The organism is Paraburkholderia atlantica, from assembly GCF_000092885.1.
Classification (GTDB): Bacteria; Pseudomonadota; Gammaproteobacteria; order Burkholderiales; family Burkholderiaceae; genus Paraburkholderia; species Paraburkholderia atlantica.
This window is the reverse complement of sequence record NC_014117.1, coordinates 352,933-369,462: the sequence shown is the minus strand read 5'-3', so window position 1 is coordinate 369,462 and position 16,530 is coordinate 352,933. Positions and strand designations below refer to the sequence as shown.

Genomic DNA, 16,530 nt, shown 5'->3' with positions numbered 1-16,530 from the left:
CCATGTCGACCGACTCTTCTCATCAACCGGGTAGCGGCCACGCGGTCGCGTTGCGCGCCGAGCGGCGCTGGGCCATCTTCGCGGTCGCGCTGATCGTGCTGATGCTCGCCGTTGTCGTGTTCGTGGGCGTGCATTGGTCGATGATGCCGCCGTCGCGCGTCGAGACGGTCGATCCGTCGCGCCTGCAGCTATCCGGCGAATTCGCCGAGGACAATCTCGGCAGCGCGGTGCAGCCGGACGGCTCGGTGATCGTGCGCTTCGTCGCGCAGCAGTACTCGTTCACGCCGCAATGTCTGCTGGTGCCCGCCGATACGCCGATCACGATCCGCACCACCAGCGCCGACGTCGTGCACGGCCTGCTCGTCACCGACACCAACATCAACACAATGGTCGTGCCCGGCTACGTCGCAACGCTGAACACGCAGTTCGACCATCCCGCCGATCACGCGATGCCGTGCCACGAATTCTGCGGCTTCGGCCATCAGACGATGTGGGCGCATGTGAAGGTGATCGACAAAGCCGCCTTCTTCGAGCAGGCACGACAATCACGGAGACTGAGCTGTGTTCCACGCTAAGCGACTCGTACTCGCGCATTTCTGGCTCGCCTTCATCACGTTCGCCATCGCGCTATGCCTCGGCGCATGGCAGATGCTGGTGCGCAGTCCCCTGTTGCCGTGGATCGGCGATCCAGAGCTGTACTACCGTTCGGTGACCGCGCACGGCACCGTGATGGCCTACGTGATGCCGACGCTGATCGCGATGGCCTTCGGCTACGCAATCGTCGAACTTTCGCTTGGGCAGCGCCTCGTCGGCCTCAAATGGGCGTGGGCCGCCTTCATCATGCTGGGGGTCGGCGCCGTGATGGCGATGGTGCCGGTCGCGCTCGGCAAGGCGTCGGTGCTCTACACGTTCTATCCGCCGATGATCGGCAGCCCGTTCTACTACCTCGGTGTCGTGCTCGTGGTGGTCGGCTCGTGGATCTGGGTCGCGCTGATGCATGTGAACCTGCGGATCTGGAAGCGTGCGAACCCGGGCAAGCCCGTGCCGCTCGCGATGTTCGCGAACGTCGCGGGAGCGTACCTGTGGGCCTGGACCGCGGTCGGCGCGGCGCTCGAGATTCTGTTCCAGATCCTGCCCGTCGCACTCGGTTTCGCCCATACGATCGACGCCGGCCTCGCGCGCGTGCTGTTTTCGTGGACGCTGCACGCGATCGTCTACTTCTGGCTGTTTCCGGCTTACATCGCGTTCTACACGCTGGTGCCGCGCTCGATCGGCGGACGGCTCTACAGCGACTCGATGGCGCGCGTGTCGTTCATCCTGTTCCTCGTGTTCGCGATGCCGATCGGTATCCATCACCTGTTCGTCGACCCGCAGGTCGGCGCTGGCTTCAAGTTCCTGCATGCGGTATTCACCGGCATGGTGTCGGTGCCGACGCTGCTGACCGTGTTCACGATCTGCGCGTCGGTGGAAATCGCCGGCCGGCTGCGCGGCGGCAAGGGCGCGCTCGGCTGGCTGACCGCGTTGCCGTGGAGCAACCCGATCATGCTGGCGGTCGCGTTCTCGTTCGTGATGCTCGGCTTCGGCGGCGCGGGCGGCCTCATCAACATGAGCTATCAGCTGAACTCGACCGTACATAACACGCAGTGGGTGACCGGCCACTTCCACCTGATTTTCGGCGGCGCGATCGTCATCATGTACTTCGTGATCGCATACGAACTGTGGCCGCAACTGACCGGCCGCGCGATCGGGTCCGCGAAACTGATGCGCACGCAATTGTGGCTGTGGTTCATCGGCATGATGGTGGTCACGATACCGTGGCATTGGGTCGGCCTGCTCGGCGCGCCGCGCCGCATGGCCTATTACGACTACGCGATGGCCGGCGTGCAGGGACAAGGCGTGTGGGTCATCATGTCGGCGGTGGGCGGCCTGATCCTGCTGGTGTCCGGCCTGCTGTTCGTCTATATCCTCGCGAAGTCGCAGTTCGGCCCCGTGGAAGAACCGCCGGCGTTCCGCTTCGCGGTCGCGGCGCACCCGGTCGAGCGCGTGCCGGTCGCGCTCAACGGCTTCGGCCTGTGGGTCGCGCTGATGATCGGGCTCACGGTCGTCAATTACAGCTTCCCGATCTTCCAGTTGCTCGGACTGCCGCAGACTTCGGTGCCGGCAGTCGTCGTCGGAGCGTCGCGATGAACGAAGAACGCCTGTTCACCCTGCGCAACCCCTGGTTCGTGTGGAGCGTCGGCGGCACGCTCGGGGTTGCGATCGTCGGGATTCTGATCGGCTTCGTATGGCTGCCGTCCGCGAGTAGCGCGTTCGGAGACCTCAGTCTGTGGGCGAGGATTTGCGGCGCCGCCGGCGTGCCGTCGAGTTGGTACAGCGGCAATGAGAAGAGCCAGGTGCCGAGTGACGTCGTCGTCTTACCGCCTTCAGGCGCGAATCACCCGTTGGCGGATTCGATCGGCCGCGGCGCGACGCTTGCGAATCAGCACTGCTCGATGTGCCACGGCGTGCTCGCTACCGTGCAGGTTACCGCGCCTCCGCTAGCCGGACAGTACGCCGACGTGATCTACAAGGAAATGCGCGATTTTCAGAGCGGCCAGCGGCCAAGCGCGGTCATGCAGGCGATCATCGCGGGACGCAGCGATCAGGATCTGAACGATCTTGCGGCCTACTACGCGTCGCTCCCGCGCGCTCCTGCGGCCGAGAAAACCCGGGCCGGCGAAGCACCCGATCCGATTGCAGTCAGGCTAGTGATGCAGGGCGATCCGCAACGCAATATCGCGCCGTGCGCGGCGTGTCATGGACAGCTAGACCGCAAAGGCGCGGCACCGTGGCTCGGCGGACTGTCGGCGGCCTATCTGACCGCGCAGCTGCAGGCGTTCGCTTCGGGCGCTCGGCACAACGACATCAACGAGCAGATGCGCCATGTCGCGCGGCAGATGACGCCCGAGGAAATGGACGCCGTGTCGAGGTATTACGCGGCCATGCAGTAGTGGGAAGGTGCGCGGTGACGCAGCGCAACGGCTCGCGTCACGCCGTGACCTATTCGCTATTGCGACCGGGCTCGTGATGCTGGGCCACCCGCGACGCAATATCGGACCTTGCGCCGCGCGTCACGGCCAACCCGATCGCAAGATCCGGGCGCCGTGGCTGGGCGACAATCAACGGCTTATCTGGCCGCGCAGTTGCAGGCGTTCGCTGCGGGCGCGGCGCAACAACATCGACTAGCAGATGCGCAACCTCGCGCGGCTGATGGCGTCCTGGTAAGTCGACGCCGTGGTGAGGTGTTACGTAGCCATCCAGTAGAGAGACTGTGATAAGTTGCGCGGTGATCCCGCGCAACGGCTCGCATCACGCCGCGACGAACTCGCTCTCCAGGCTCCGCGCGCGAGCAACCCCGGCCAGCTTCGCGCCTGGCGCCGAAACACCGCCGCGCGACTCGCTGCCAGTCCGGAACACCGCCACCGCCGCCGACAGGCGCCGAGCCTGATCTTCCAGCGAACTCGCCGCTGCGGCCGCCTGCTCGACGAGCGCCGCATTCTGTTGCGTGACCTCGTCCATCTGACCGACCGCGCGATTGACCTGATCGATGCCGGTGCTCTGTTCGAGCGCTGCCGCCGCAATCTCGTTCATGATCGAACTGACGCGCGCAATCGCGCCTACGATGTCGTTCATCGTCGTGCCCGAGCGTTCGACGAGCTGCGAGCCCTGCTCCACGCGCGCGGTCGACGCATCGATCAAGCCCTTGATCTCCTTGGCCGCCGCCGCGCTGCGCTGTGCGAGCGAGCGCACTTCGCTCGCGACGACCGCGAAGCCGCGTCCCTGCTCCCCGGCGCGCGCCGCCTCGACTGCGGCGTTCAGCGCGAGGATGTTGGTCTGGAACGCGATCCCCTCGATCACACCGACGATATCGGCAATCCGCCGCGAATCGTCGACGATGCCGTGCATCGTGCCGACCACTTGCTCGGTCAGCTCGCCGCCCTGCGCGGCCAGCGTCGAGGCGCCCTGTGCGAGCGTGCTCGCCTGCTTCGCGTTGTCGGCCGTCTGCTTGACCGTCGAGGTCAGCTCTTCGATGCTCGCGGCCGTTTCCTCGAGCGCCGCGGCCTGCTCCTCGGTGCGTTGCGATAGATCGGCGTTGCCCGCCGCGATCTCGCTGACGCCGGTATCAATCGATTCGGTGCCTTGACGAACCGCGTTGACGGTCGCGATCAGCGACTCCTGCATCTTGCGCAGCGCAGCCGCGAGACGCCCCATTTCGTTGCCGCCGAGCACTTCGACGTGGCCGCTGAGGTCGCCGTTGGCGATACGCTGGAACTGAGCGATCGTCGCATCGACCGGCGTGACGATCGCGCGTACGAGCACGAAGCGGGCGAGCAAGCCGCCGACCAGCGACAGCCCAATACCGATCGCCACCGCGGTGCTGATCGCATAGAACAGGTCCTGCGCATCCTTATAGCGCTGCGCGCCATGGTCGAGCTGCAACTGCTCGAGCGCGAGCATCGCCTTCTCGTACGCGCTGTACAGCGACGGCAGCTTATGCGCCTGCAATTGCTGGAAGGCGTTGGTGTCGCTCGACTTCAGCGCGGCGAGCGTCGGATCGACGCCATCGCGCAGAAACGCATCGCGCTTTTGCTGCATGTCGGTGATCAGATGCTGCTCATCGGCATCCGTGCCCGCATGGCTCAAATAGTGGGCAAGCCGCTCGTCAGAAGCTTTGCGGTACTGGTCGAAGCGCTTGAGCACGGCGCTCGCGCCGTCCTGATCGTTCAGCGCCACGAGCGACGCATAGGTCGCGAGCGCCAGACGCAGGCGCAGCAACTGGCCGGAGCTGCCTTCGAGGTCCGCGACGGCGGGCGTGTCGACCGTGTACATCTGTTGCAGCGACGCGTTCGACGAGCGCAGCGACAACAATCCCGCGGCCGCGCCGAGCAGCAGCGTGATGCCGAAGAACACGATCATCAGGGTGAGGCTGGTGCGAATCGACAGCTTTTTCAACATCGGACTGCTCTCCTTGGGCTGCCCGGCCGATGGTTCCGTATCGCTAACGATAGCTGCATGGCCACGCAGGCTGCGCCCACGCCGTTCGGCCCGGTCCGCAACTTGTCTGAAAATTAAGCAAACAGCACATTGAGGACAACGGCGTATCGGTCGAAAACTTTATGGTTGATCGCTCGCCCGGCTTGCGTTACATCAATAGAGTTTCGAAGCCCGTTTGCTGCAGCTCGTCTGTCGAAGCCCCTTCCAGCCCGGAGCGCGCCCATGTCGGAAATCGGTTCGGCCGTACTCGTATTCGCGCTGCTGCTGATCGCCACCGGTCTCGGCGTCGGGGTGCGGCCGCTGCTGCCTGAGGAGCACAAGGCGCATGAGACCGTACAGCTCGTGCAACTCGTGATCGGCATGCTGGTGACGTTCGCCGCGCTGGTGCTGGGTTTGATGACGGCATCGGCGAAATCGAGCTTCGACACCGCATCGAACGATATGCGCACCTATGCGGCCGAGCTGATCGAGTTCGACACGACGCTGCGCGAGCTCGGCAGCGCAGCCGACGAGTCGCGGCGCCTGTTGCGCCAGTACACGGCGGCGGCGATCGCGTCGACGTGGCCGCGCGAGCCCGCGCCGAGCGGAGACTATCCACGCGATCTCGGCCCGCCCGACAATTCGCAGCAACTCGAAAACGTGCGTCTGGGCGACATGCTGTCCACGGTGGGGCGGCAATTGCGACAACTGCGCACGCAGGACGCGTTGCAGCAACGGGCGCTCGATGACGCGCTGATACAGTACCGGCGCGTCATCGACGCGCGTTGGAAAATCATCGAGGAAGCGCACAGCTCGATTTCGCAGCCGTTCTTCAAGACGCTGACGTTCTGGCTAGGCGTGATCTTTCTGAGCTTCGGGTTGATCGCGCCGCGTAATGCGTTGGCACTGGTGACGATAACGCTGGGGGCGGTGTCGATTGCTTCGGCGGTTTATGTGATCGTCGATCTGGACTCGCCGTTCACTGGGCCGATCGTGATTTCGAGTCTGCCGTTGCGGGATACGTTGGAGCATTTGAGCCGGTGAGCTTTGGAGGGAAGGCTCTGTGCGCGCGTGCGGCGGAAAAGATGCCGGCAAACAGAAAGGCCCGCTCTGCTGGCAGAAAGCGGGCCTTTCTCGTTGTGTCGATCAGCGGGACGCTGGCCGGGTTGGCATGGAGCCGGAACGGTCAGAACGGGATATCGTCGTCCATCTCGTCGAAGCCGCCGCCAGCCGGCGCGCTCGGACGGCTCGCGCCGCCACCGCCGCCGCTGCCGCCACGCGAGCCGCCGCCCGACGACATGCCGCGACCACCACCGCCGCCGCTACGCTCCGACGGTTCGCCACGGCTGTAACCGCCTTCATCGCCGCCACCCATCGACGCGCCGCCACGGCCGCCGAGCATCTGCATTTGTTCCGCGACGATTTCGGTCGAGTAACGATCGGTGCCGTCCTGCGCTTGCCACTTGCGCGTGCGGATGCGCCCTTCCAGGTACACCGACGAGCCCTTCTTCAGATATTCCGCCACGATTTCCGCGAGGCGGCCGAAAAACGCGACGCGGTGCCACTCGGTGGCTTCCTTCATCTCGCCCGACGCCTTGTCCTTGTAGCGGTCCGTCGTCGCAAGGCGGATGTTCGCCACTGCGTCACCGCTCGGAAGATAGCGGACTTCCGGATCGGCGCCGAGGTTGCCGACCAGAATGACCTTGTTCACGGATGCCATGAATTTCTCCTGTTGATTCCTGTTGCAGGCGGCGCGGCACTACGCGGTTCGCGTCCCATGGCCGGCAGGCCCGAGACCAGAAGAGCGCCTCTGCCCGCCGCCGGGTGAGTTCTGGATGATTCGGGAAGTGCCCCGAGTACGCTGTGTTATGCCTTGCGCGGCGGCTGTTTCATCTTTGCGGCGATTATAAGCCAGCAAAATACCAGCCCGGAGCAGGCGAAGAAAACCGCGCTCTGGCCGTTCACCTTCAGCAGCCAGCCGCCGACCATCCCGCCCAGCGCGAGACCGATCGACTGCGTGGTGTTGTATACGCCGGCCGCTGCTCCCTTGCGGGTACCGGGCGCGAGCTTCGACACCAGCGAAGGCTGCGAGGCCTCGAGAATATTGAAGCCGAGAAAGTACACGAACAGGATCGCCGCCACACTCAGAATCGTATGCGGAGCAACGCCCAATAACAACTGGCCGATCAGGATAAGAGCGATCGCCGACAGCAGCACGATCTTCATCTTGCCGCGCTTCTCGGCGGCAATGATCGCCGGCACCATCATCACGAACGACAGCCCCATTACCGGCAGATACACCTTCCAGTGCGACGCGACCGGCAGGCCGCCCGCTTCGAGAATACGCGGCACGACGAGGAACAGCGCGGTTTGCGTCGCGTGCAGCACCAGCACGCCGAAATTCAAGCGCAGCAGCTCGACGTTGTGCAGCACTTCGGCGAACGGTGCGCGCACGTGCACCGGCTTCGGCGCATCGGGTACGACCCACAGCACGACACCGACCGCGAGGATCGCGAACACGCCGACCAGCGTGAAGAGCCCGCTCATGCCGAGCCAGTGGAACACGATCGGCGCACCGACGATCGCGACCGCGAACGACACGCCGATGCTGCCGCCGACCATCGCCATCGCCTTCGTGCGGTGCTCCTCCGCGGTCAAATCGGCGATGAACGCGATCACCGCCGACGACACCGCGCCCATCCCCTGAATCACCCGTCCGACGATGATCCACGTCATGTCGTGCGCGGCCGCCGCGACGAAGCTGCCGATCGCGAAGATCAGCAGGCCCGTCGCAATCACCGGCTTGCGGCCGACCTTGTCGGAGATCCAGCCGTAGAAGATGTAGAGCATCGACTGCGTGACGCCGTACGCGCCAAGCGCGATGCCGACGAGCAGCACGTTCTCGCCGCCCGGGATGGTCTTCGCGTAGATCGAGAACACCGGCATGATCATGAAGAGACCCAGCATGCGCAGCGCGAAGATGGCGGCAAGCGACACGGTCGCGCGCAATTCGGGCGCGCTCATGCGTGTGGAGATGGCGGACGGATTGGACATCGAAGCGTTGTTTGAATGAACCGGGCGGTGAGCCCGTGGGGACAGCCTTTAGCGTCGGCGCAGTGGAGCAGGACGTACAGGTGGGCGGCCAGCCCCGGCATATCGGCAGGTCCGCGCCGACGAGACGCGCAAAGCCCGTGCCCTACCGCCCCCCGCCGACGCTCGCCCCTCGCGGCATCTTGTACTCACGGAAAACGGCCCCAGCTACGCCTCTTTCCCGCTGTAAGCACGCCGTAACGGCGGTCTGGAAAAGTCGTTATAGTAGCAGGTTTGGCCTCTTTCCCTTTCCGCAGTTCATGGAATAGATCCGTGGAACAAATCCGTATTCGTGGGGCTCGCACCCACAACCTGAAGAACGTCAATCTCGACCTACCGCGTCACAAGCTCGTCGTTATCACGGGGCTTTCGGGCTCCGGCAAATCGTCGCTGGCGTTCGATACGCTGTATGCGGAAGGACAGCGGCGCTACGTCGAAAGTCTGTCGGCCTACGCGCGGCAGTTCCTGCAACTGATGGAAAAGCCGGACGTCGACCTGATCGAAGGGTTGTCGCCGGCCATCTCGATCGAACAGAAGGCGACCTCGCACAATCCGCGGTCGACGGTCGGCACCGTCACCGAAATCCACGACTATCTGCGTCTGCTGTTCGCGCGCGTCGGCACGCCCTACTGCCCCGATCACGAGATTCCGCTCGAAGCGCAAAGCGTGTCGCAGATGGTCGACGCGGCGCTCGCACTGCCTGAAGAAACGCGCGTGATGATCCTCGCGCCCGTCGTCAGCGATCGCAAGGGCGAGCACACGGATCTGTTCGAGGACATGCAGGCGCAAGGCTTCGTGCGCTTTCGCGTGCGCTCGGGCGGCGGCACCGCCAACGAAGGCACCGCGAAAATCTACGAAGTCGACTCGCTGCCGAAGCTGAAGAAGAACGACAAGCACACGATCGACGTCGTGATCGACCGTCTGCGCGTGCGTCCCGACATGAAGCAGCGTCTCGCCGAATCGTTCGAAACGGCGCTGCGTCTCGCCGACGGCCGCGCGATCGCGCTCGAAATGGATACGGACAAGGAGCATCTGTTCAGCTCGAAGTTCGCCTGCCCGATCTGTTCGTATTCGCTGCAGGAGCTCGAGCCGCGGCTGTTCTCGTTCAACAATCCGATGGGCGCGTGCCCCGAGTGCGACGGCCTCGGCCAGATCACGTTCTTCGATCCGAAGCGGGTGGTCGCGCATCCGTCGCTGTCGCTCGCGGCGGGCGCGGTGAAGGGCTGGGACCGGCGCAACCAGTTCTACTTCCAGATGCTGCAGAGCCTCGCGGCGTTCTACGACTTCGACATCGACACCGCGTTCGAAGATTTGCCGGAGAAGGTCCGCAAGATCCTGCTGTACGGTTCGGGCAAGCAGGAGATTCCGTTCTCGTACATCAACGAGCGCGGCCGCACGTCGGTGCGCGAGCACGTGTTCGAAGGGATCATCCCGAATCTGGAGCGGCGCTACCGCGAAACCGATTCGTCCGCAGTGCGCGAAGAGCTCGCCAAGTATCAGAACAACCAGCCTTGCCCGGCGTGCGCGGGCACGCGACTGCGTCGCGAGGCGCGCTTCGTGCGCATCGGCGCCGACAGCGACGCGCGCGGCATCTTCGAGATCAGCGGCTGGCCGTTGCGCGATGCGCTCGGCTACTTTCAGACGCTGCGCCTCGAAGGCTCGAAGCGCGAGATCGCCGACAAGGTCGTCAAGGAGATCGTCGCGCGACTGATGTTCCTGAACAACGTCGGGCTCGATTACCTGTCGCTGGAACGCAGCGCGGAAACGCTGTCGGGCGGCGAAGCGCAGCGCATTCGCCTCGCCTCGCAGATCGGCTCGGGGCTGACCGGCGTGATGTACGTGCTCGATGAACCGTCGATCGGCCTGCATCAGCGCGACAACGACCGGCTGATCTCGACGCTCAAGCATCTGCGCGATCTCGGCAATTCGGTGATCGTCGTCGAGCACGACGAGGACATGATCCGCATGGCCGACTACGTAGTCGACATGGGCCCGGGCGCCGGCGAGCACGGCGGCATGGTGATCGCCGAGGGCACGCCCAAAGAGATACAGAAGAACGCGGCGTCCCTGACGGGCCAGTACATGTCAGGCGCGCGCACGATCGAATACCCGGACGAGCGCAAGGAACCCGACGAGCGGCACCTGCGCATCGTCGAGGCGCACGGCAACAATCTGCATAACGTGACGCTCGATCTGCCCGTGGGTCTTTTGACCTGCGTGACCGGCGTGTCCGGCTCGGGCAAGTCGACGCTGATCAACGACACGCTGTATCACGCGGTCGCGCATCATCTGTACGGTTCGGCCACGGAGCCGGCGCCGTACGAGTCGATCGAGGGCCTCGAGCACTTCGACAAGGTGATCAACGTCGACCAGTCGCCGATCGGCCGCACGCCGCGCTCGAATCCGGCAACCTACACGGGCCTTTTCACGCCGATCCGCGAGCTGTTCGCGGGCGTGCCGGCCGCCAAGGAGCGCGGCTACGATCCTGGCCGCTTCTCGTTCAACGTGAAGGGCGGGCGTTGCGAATCGTGCCAGGGCGACGGTGTGCTGAAGGTCGAAATGCACTTCCTGCCCGATGTGTACGTGCCGTGCGACGTGTGCCACGGCAAGCGCTACAACCGCGAAACACTCGACATCCAGTACAAAGGCAGCAACATCAGCGAAGTGCTCGACATGACGGTCGAGCACGCGTATGAGTTCTTCAAGGCCGTGCCGGTCGTCGCGCGCAAGCTGAAAACCTTGCTGGACGTGGGTCTAGGCTATATCCGCCTGGGTCAGTCGGCGACCACGCTATCGGGCGGCGAGGCGCAGCGTGTGAAACTATCGCTGGAACTGAGCAAGCGCGATACCGGTCGCACGCTATACATTCTTGACGAACCGACCACCGGCCTGCACTTTCACGATATCGCGCTGTTGCTGGAGGTCATACACCGGTTACGTGACCAGGGTAATACCGTCGTGATCATCGAACATAATCTCGATGTAATCAAAACCGCGGACTGGGTCATCGATCTTGGCCCCGAAGGCGGCGCCGGCGGCGGGCAGATCATCGCCCAGGGCACGCCCGAGCAGATCGCGAAGTCGAAGGCCAGTTTTACCGGAAAATATCTGGCGCCGCTGCTCAAGCGCGCCGCCAGTGCAAAATAACGCTGCACTATCGAGGTTGGAGACGGAATAAGCCATGACCAAGCGTAATCAGGCGCGCGAAGAAGATCGGGTGCAGGACCTGCGCCCGCGCCCGGTCAGGCTGACCAGCGACATGAGTCTGCCGAAGCTGTCGGCGGTCGAGATCGGCAGCTACGTCGTGATGCTGTTCGGCATGTGGGCGGTCATCGAACTGAAGCTGCTCGGCGCGCTGCTCGCCGGACTGCTGGTGTTTCAGCTCGTGCAAATGATCGCGCCGCGCATCGAGCGTCACATGTCGAGCAGGCGGGCGCGCTGGCTCGCGGTGGTGCTCCTGTCGACGGTGATCGTCGGCGCGCTGACGGGGCTCACGCTCGGCATCATCTCGCATTTCGAGAACGACGTGCCCAGCGTGCAGGCACTGCTCGATCAGGCCATGCAACTGATCGACCAGGCGCGCGGCAGGATTCCGCAATTCGTCGCGAACTATCTGCCGGTCGACACCGAGCAGATGAAGACGAAGGCGACGGAACTGATGCACACGCACGCGAACATGCTGCAGCAAAGCGGCACGACCGTGGCACGCGCGTTCACGCACGTGCTGCTCGGCATGATCATCGGCGCGATCATCGCGGTCGGCGCGCAGAAGCATATCCAGCGGCTACCGCTGTCCACCGCGTTCGTCACGCGCGTCACGCGTTTTGCCGACGCGTTTCGCCGCATCGTGTTCGCGCAGGTGAAGATTTCCGCGCTCAACGCGGTATTCACGGCGATCTTCCTGCTCGTGGTCCTGCCGACCTTCCACGACCGGCTGCCGCTGTCGAAGACGCTGGTGCTCGTCACGTTCATCGTGGGCCTGCTGCCGGTGATCGGCAATCTGATCTCGAACACGATCATTGTCGCCGTCGCGCTGTCGGTGAGTTTTCCGGCGGCGATCATGTCGCTCGTGTTCCTGATCCTGATTCACAAGCTCGAGTACTTCCTGAACGCGCGGATCGTCGGCGGCCAAATCGAGGCGCGCGCGTGGGAGTTGCTGATCGCGATGCTGGTGATGGAAGCGGCGTTCGGTATCGCCGGGGTCATCGCGGCGCCGATTTTTTATGCGTACATCAAGCGGGAGCTGATTTATTTGCGGTTGGTGTGAGCGGGATTAGCGAGCCTCCAAGTCAGCACTCACTAGCGCCCACCGGCACTTAAACCCGGCGGTCCGCAGGCACGAAAGCGAAAGCGGCACTTCGATGCCGCTTTTTTTGCTTCTCGCCAGACGGCAATGACGCCAATTGCTGACAGAAAACTTGCAGCCGATGGCGCCACCCCCTAAGATGCGAACAATTCCTATTTACACCAGGCCGCATCGTGATGTTTCACCTGATCCCCCGTCCGCGTTTCCGCGCGAGTCCCTGCCACGCGCTGCCAGCTCGCGCATGAGACGCCAGCTTGTCCGCCTGCACCGCTGGTTCGGCGTCGCAACCGCACTGTTTCTGTTCGTCGCGGGACTCACTGGTGCGATCATCGCGTGGGACCACGAGCTCGATGCCGCGCTGAACCCGTCGTTCTACCAGGCTCGCACGACCGGGCCGACGCTGTCCGGCCTCGAACTGGCGAATCGCGTCGAAGCCGCCGATCCGCGTCTTCGTGTGACCTATCTGCCGCTCGCGGTCGAACCCGGCCACACGTTGCAGATGATGGTGCTGCCGCGCACCGACCCGGCGACGAAGCGGCCCTACCCGCTCGCCTTCAACCAGATCGCCGTCGATCCCGCCACCGGCGAGATCCAGGGGCGCCGCGAATGGGGCGCCGTGTCGCTCGCGCGGCTCAACCTGATTCCGTTCATCTACAAGCTGCACTACACGCTGCAGTTGCCGTTCACCGGTCGTGTCGACATCGGCACGTGGCTGATGGGAATTGTCGGCATCGTGTGGCTATTTGATAGCGTGATTGCGCTGTGCCTGTCGTTCCCGAGCCTGAAGGCGTGGCGCAAGTCGTTCGCGTTCCGCCTGAAACGCGGCGGCTATGCGTTGACGTTCGATCTGCACCGCTCCGGCGGCGTATGGATCTGGGGCCTGCTGGCGATCGTCGCGCTGACGTCGATTTCGATGAATCTGTCGTCACAGGTGGTGCAGCCGATCGTGTCACGACTGTCGACGCTGACGCCCGATCCGTTCAGCAACCCCGAAATCCTGCGCGCGCCGCAACCGGGCGATCAGGTGCTGAGCCGCGAGCGCATCGTCGAACTCGCCGAGCGGGCCGGCACGGAAATGCATGTCGCCGCGCCGCCGGGCGGGCTCTACTACGCCGAGTTCGTGCATACGTATGGCGTCGGCTTCTACACGCCAGGCAACGACCACGGCGACGCCGGCCTCGGTAACCCGTGGATGTATTGGGACGCCGCCACCGGCAAGCGGCTCGCCACGCGGATTCCCGGCCAGGGCACGGCCGGCGACATCTTCCTGCAGGTGCAGTATCCGCTGCACTCGGGGCGCATTCTCGGACTCGGCGGGCGGATTCTGATCAGCGCGGTGGGGGTAGCGGTGGCCGTGCTGAGCGTCACGGGCCTGCTGATCTGGCTGAAGAAGCTGAGCGCGCGCCGCCGTTCCGCGCAAAACGCGAATCTCGGAAAAAGCACGGGCGGCGCGGCAGCGCGTTCGTAACGTAAGCCGGGAAAGGACCGCGCCGACCTCGACCGGCGCGGTGTTACCGGCGCAATTCCTAGCGGAACACCACGGTCTTGCTGCCGTTCAGCACGACGCGATGCTCGACGTGCCACTTCACCGCGCGCGCGAGCGTCACGCACTCGACGTCGCGGCCGATCGCCGTCAGTTGTTCCGGCGTCATGCTGTGGTCCACGCGCTCGACTTCCTGCTCGATGATCGGACCTTCGTCGAGATCGGTTGTCACATAGTGAGCCGTCGCGCCGATCAGCTTCACGCCGCGGTCGAACGCCTGGTAGTACGGCTTCGCGCCCTTGAAGCTCGGCAGGAACGAGTGGTGGATGTTGATCGCGCGGCCGGCGAGCGACTTGCACAGGTTCGGCGACAGAATCTGCATGTAGCGCGCGAGCACCACGAGATCAGCCTGATGCTCGTTGATCACTTCGAGCACGCGCGCTTCCTGCGCGGTTTTCGCTTCGGGCGTGCCGCCTAGCAGCGGGAAGTGATGAAACGGGATGTCGTAGCTCGCGGCGAGCTGGTAGAACTCCTTGTGGTTCGAAATGATCGCCGGAATGTCGATGTTCAGCTGACCGGTGCGGTAGCGGAACAGCAGATCGTTCAGGCAGTGGCCGATCTTCGACACCATGATCACGACGCGCGGCTTCACGTTCGCGTCGTGCAATTCCCAGCTCATGCCGAACTGCTCGGCGAGCGCCACGAACGACGCGCGCAGCGCGTCGAGTCCAGGATCGCCGCCCACCTGCTGAAAATGCACGCGCATGAAGAACTCGCCGGTGCGGCTGTCGCCGAACTGCGCGGAGTCGAGAATATTGCTGCCCCGCTCGAACAGAAAGCCCGACACGGCGTGAACGATGCCGGGCCGGTCGGCGCACGACAGTTTGAGGATAAAGCTGTGATCGGTCGACATGACCTCGGTGACTCCCTTCTTCAATGCGTGATTTGTTTCAGTGGGTACTGGCTGCGCGGGGCGAGCCTGACCGATGAGCGTCAGTTAGCCCAGCGCCGGCGGCGCGAACAGCGCGCCGATGCCCTCGCACGCGTCCTCGTCGATCCAGCGGCGGCGCAGCAGGCAATCGAGCGTCGCGAGGCTGGCGTCGACGGTCAGTGCGCCTTCCTCGATCCAGCGCGCGACTTCGTCGATGCGCGCGAGCCGGTGTTCGCCCACTTCGCCGTCCTGGTTGCGCGGCGCGAAGTCGGCGGGCAGCGCGAGGTCGTAGATGAAGATCTGCTCGGCCTGCGTGCCTTCCGGCAGCGATTGCAGCACGTGCGCGGTGCGGCCCGCGACCGCGACCGCCGCGATCTCCGCTGGAATGCCCGCTTCTTCCCAGCACTCCTTGACGATCGTTTCGGCGATGCCGAAGCCCCAGCCGATCCCGCCCGCGACGACGTTATCGAGCATGCCGGGATCGGTGGCCTTCGTGTCGCTGCGGCGCGCGATCCACAATTGCGGCGCGCCGCGGGGCGCCCCACCTTCCGCATATTCTACGACGCCGTTCAGATGCACCGCGTACGTCATCGTGCCGAAGAAACGCGACGCCGCGCGCTCGATATACGCGAGCGGCGGCGCGTCGAACGCATTGCGGATCGCGTAGGTTTCGTTGCGCCAGCCGGGGATGCGGCCGTCGGCGGCGAGCGCGCCGATCACGGAAGCGAGCGCCGCGCTGCGCAGATCGACGGTGTCGAAGATGGCGGAGAGCGTCACGCCGTCGTTCGTGATTTCGAACACGTCGGGCCAGTGCGCGAGCAGCTGCATGTCGCGCTCGCGAATCCAGCCGACCTGTTCGGCGCCGATCAGAAACGGCCGATGCGCGTTCGCGTCGAAGCGGCGCGCGGCGGTGATGCAAGGCAAAGTCATCGAAAACTCCAAACTGTCCGCCGTCGTGGCGAACCGGGGCAAAGCGAAGCGGACGGGCTGTGTGACGCGCGTCAATCGCGCAGCGCGACGCGAATGCCGATCGCGATGAACGTCGCGCCGGCCACGCGATCGAGCCACAGGCCCACCCGCGGCCGCCGTCTGAGCCAGCCGCCGATGATCCCGGCGCACACGCCGAACAGCGAAAACACCACGACGGTCTGCAGCATGAACAACGCGCCGAGCTCCAGCATCTGCACAGTCACGCTCTGCGCGCCGCCCGGCTGCACGAACTGCGGCAGAAACACGACGAAGAACAGCGTGACCTTCGGATTCATCAGATTGCCAAGCACGCTCTGGCGAAACACCGCCGAAAGCGGCTGCGGCGCACGCTCGTGCGCGGTCGCGAGCCCCTGGCTGCGCAGCGCCTTGATGCCGATCCACACCAGATACGCGGCGCCGGCGAGCTTGATCGCTTCGAACGCGAGCGGCGATGACCGCAGCAGCGCGGCGACGCCGAGCGCCGCGAGTGTCGTATGAAACGTGATGCCGGCGGCAAAGCCGAGCGCGGCGACGAGGCCGGCCGCGCGGCCCTGCGAGATGCCGCGCGCGAGCACCTGAAGATTGTCCGGGCCGGGCGCCACGGTGATCGCGATCGAGGTGGCGAGAAACAGCAGGAAGTTGGGCATCGTGGTGGCCTTCTGGTTGGGCGGTTGGTGAGCCCTGGTGGGAGCCGTGTCGTTGAGCCCGGTTGCCCTTGCGCGGCCAACGAGGCTTGTG

13 protein-coding genes are annotated in these 16,530 nt (G+C 64.6%); 7 read left to right on the top strand and 6 right to left on the bottom strand.

Annotation, left to right across the window (positions count from 1 at the left end; translation table 11 throughout):
* Nucleotides 1–2 precede the first annotated feature (2 nt).
* The 3 genes from BC1002_RS01720 to BC1002_RS01710 are packed head-to-tail and all read left to right on the top strand — an operon-like array spanning nucleotide 3 to nucleotide 2,990.
* The gene (locus BC1002_RS01720) at nucleotides 3–575 is read left to right on the top strand and encodes a cupredoxin domain-containing protein (RefSeq protein WP_013088347.1); all 573 of its coding nucleotides are present in this window, start codon (nucleotides 3–5) and stop codon (nucleotides 573–575) included.
* The gene (locus BC1002_RS01715; RefSeq protein ID WP_013088346.1) at nucleotides 562–2,187 is read left to right on the top strand and encodes a b(o/a)3-type cytochrome-c oxidase subunit 1; all 1,626 of its coding nucleotides are present in this window, start codon (nucleotides 562–564) and stop codon (nucleotides 2,185–2,187) included. Before BC1002_RS01720 ends, BC1002_RS01715 begins: the two co-directional genes overlap by 14 nt.
* Nucleotides 2,184–2,990 (top strand): c-type cytochrome, encoded by an 807-nt coding sequence (locus BC1002_RS01710; RefSeq protein ID WP_013088345.1) that lies wholly within the window; start codon nucleotides 2,184–2,186, stop codon nucleotides 2,988–2,990. The genes BC1002_RS01715 and BC1002_RS01710 overlap by 4 nt, the downstream gene beginning before the upstream one ends.
* A gap of 358 nt (nucleotides 2,991–3,348) precedes the next feature.
* Here BC1002_RS01710 and BC1002_RS01700 read toward each other — a convergent pair whose 3' ends face one another.
* Nucleotides 3,349–4,995 carry a methyl-accepting chemotaxis protein gene (locus tag BC1002_RS01700; protein WP_013088344.1) on the bottom strand — a complete coding sequence of 549 codons (1,647 nt, stop codon included), beginning with the start codon at nucleotides 4,993–4,995 and terminating at the stop codon, nucleotides 3,349–3,351.
* A 261-nt stretch (nucleotides 4,996–5,256) separates the two neighbouring features.
* Between BC1002_RS01700 and BC1002_RS01695 the strand changes: the two genes are divergently transcribed.
* Entirely contained in the window at nucleotides 5,257–6,057 is an 801-nt protein-coding gene (locus BC1002_RS01695; RefSeq protein ID WP_013088343.1) for a bestrophin-like domain, read from the top strand.
* Between the two features lie 142 nt (nucleotides 6,058–6,199).
* Here BC1002_RS01695 and BC1002_RS01690 read toward each other — a convergent pair whose 3' ends face one another.
* Both BC1002_RS01690 and BC1002_RS01685 read right to left on the bottom strand, forming a co-directional pair.
* Entirely contained in the window at nucleotides 6,200–6,733 is a 534-nt protein-coding gene (locus BC1002_RS01690) for a single-stranded DNA-binding protein (protein WP_013088342.1), read from the bottom strand.
* A gap of 146 nt (nucleotides 6,734–6,879) precedes the next feature.
* Nucleotides 6,880–8,067 carry an MFS transporter gene (locus BC1002_RS01685; RefSeq protein WP_013088341.1) on the bottom strand — a complete coding sequence of 396 codons (1,188 nt, stop codon included), beginning with the start codon at nucleotides 8,065–8,067 and terminating at the stop codon, nucleotides 6,880–6,882.
* Nucleotides 8,068–8,376: 309 nt separating this feature from the next.
* Here BC1002_RS01685 and uvrA point away from each other — a divergent pair, with 309 nt between their 5' ends.
* The 3 genes from uvrA (at nucleotide 8,377) to BC1002_RS01670 (ending at nucleotide 13,877) form a co-directional block, all read left to right on the top strand.
* Nucleotides 8,377–11,250: an excinuclease ABC subunit UvrA gene (uvrA, locus tag BC1002_RS01680; protein WP_013088340.1), complete on the top strand. Its 2,874-nt coding sequence runs from the start codon at nucleotides 8,377–8,379 to the stop codon at nucleotides 11,248–11,250.
* Between the two features lie 34 nt (nucleotides 11,251–11,284).
* Nucleotides 11,285–12,370 carry an AI-2E family transporter gene (locus BC1002_RS01675; protein WP_013088339.1) on the top strand — a complete coding sequence of 362 codons (1,086 nt, stop codon included), beginning with the start codon at nucleotides 11,285–11,287 and terminating at the stop codon, nucleotides 12,368–12,370.
* Between the two features lie 280 nt (nucleotides 12,371–12,650).
* Nucleotides 12,651–13,877 carry a PepSY-associated TM helix domain-containing protein gene (locus tag BC1002_RS01670; RefSeq protein WP_013088338.1) on the top strand — a complete coding sequence of 409 codons (1,227 nt, stop codon included), beginning with the start codon at nucleotides 12,651–12,653 and terminating at the stop codon, nucleotides 13,875–13,877.
* Nucleotides 13,878–13,935: 58 nt separating this feature from the next.
* Here the strand turns inward: BC1002_RS01670 and purU are convergent, their stop codons facing one another.
* The 3 genes from purU to BC1002_RS01655 form a co-directional block, all read right to left on the bottom strand.
* Nucleotides 13,936–14,805 carry a formyltetrahydrofolate deformylase gene (purU, locus tag BC1002_RS01665; RefSeq protein ID WP_013088337.1) on the bottom strand — a complete coding sequence of 290 codons (870 nt, stop codon included), beginning with the start codon at nucleotides 14,803–14,805 and terminating at the stop codon, nucleotides 13,936–13,938.
* An 84-nt stretch (nucleotides 14,806–14,889) separates the two neighbouring features.
* On the bottom strand, nucleotides 14,890–15,753 hold the full coding sequence (locus BC1002_RS01660) for an NUDIX hydrolase (RefSeq protein WP_013088336.1): 864 nt from the start codon (nucleotides 15,751–15,753) through the stop codon (nucleotides 14,890–14,892).
* A gap of 71 nt (nucleotides 15,754–15,824) precedes the next feature.
* Nucleotides 15,825–16,439: a LysE family translocator gene (locus BC1002_RS01655; RefSeq protein WP_013088335.1), complete on the bottom strand. Its 615-nt coding sequence runs from the start codon at nucleotides 16,437–16,439 to the stop codon at nucleotides 15,825–15,827.
* Between the last annotated feature and the right edge of the window lie 91 nt (nucleotides 16,440–16,530).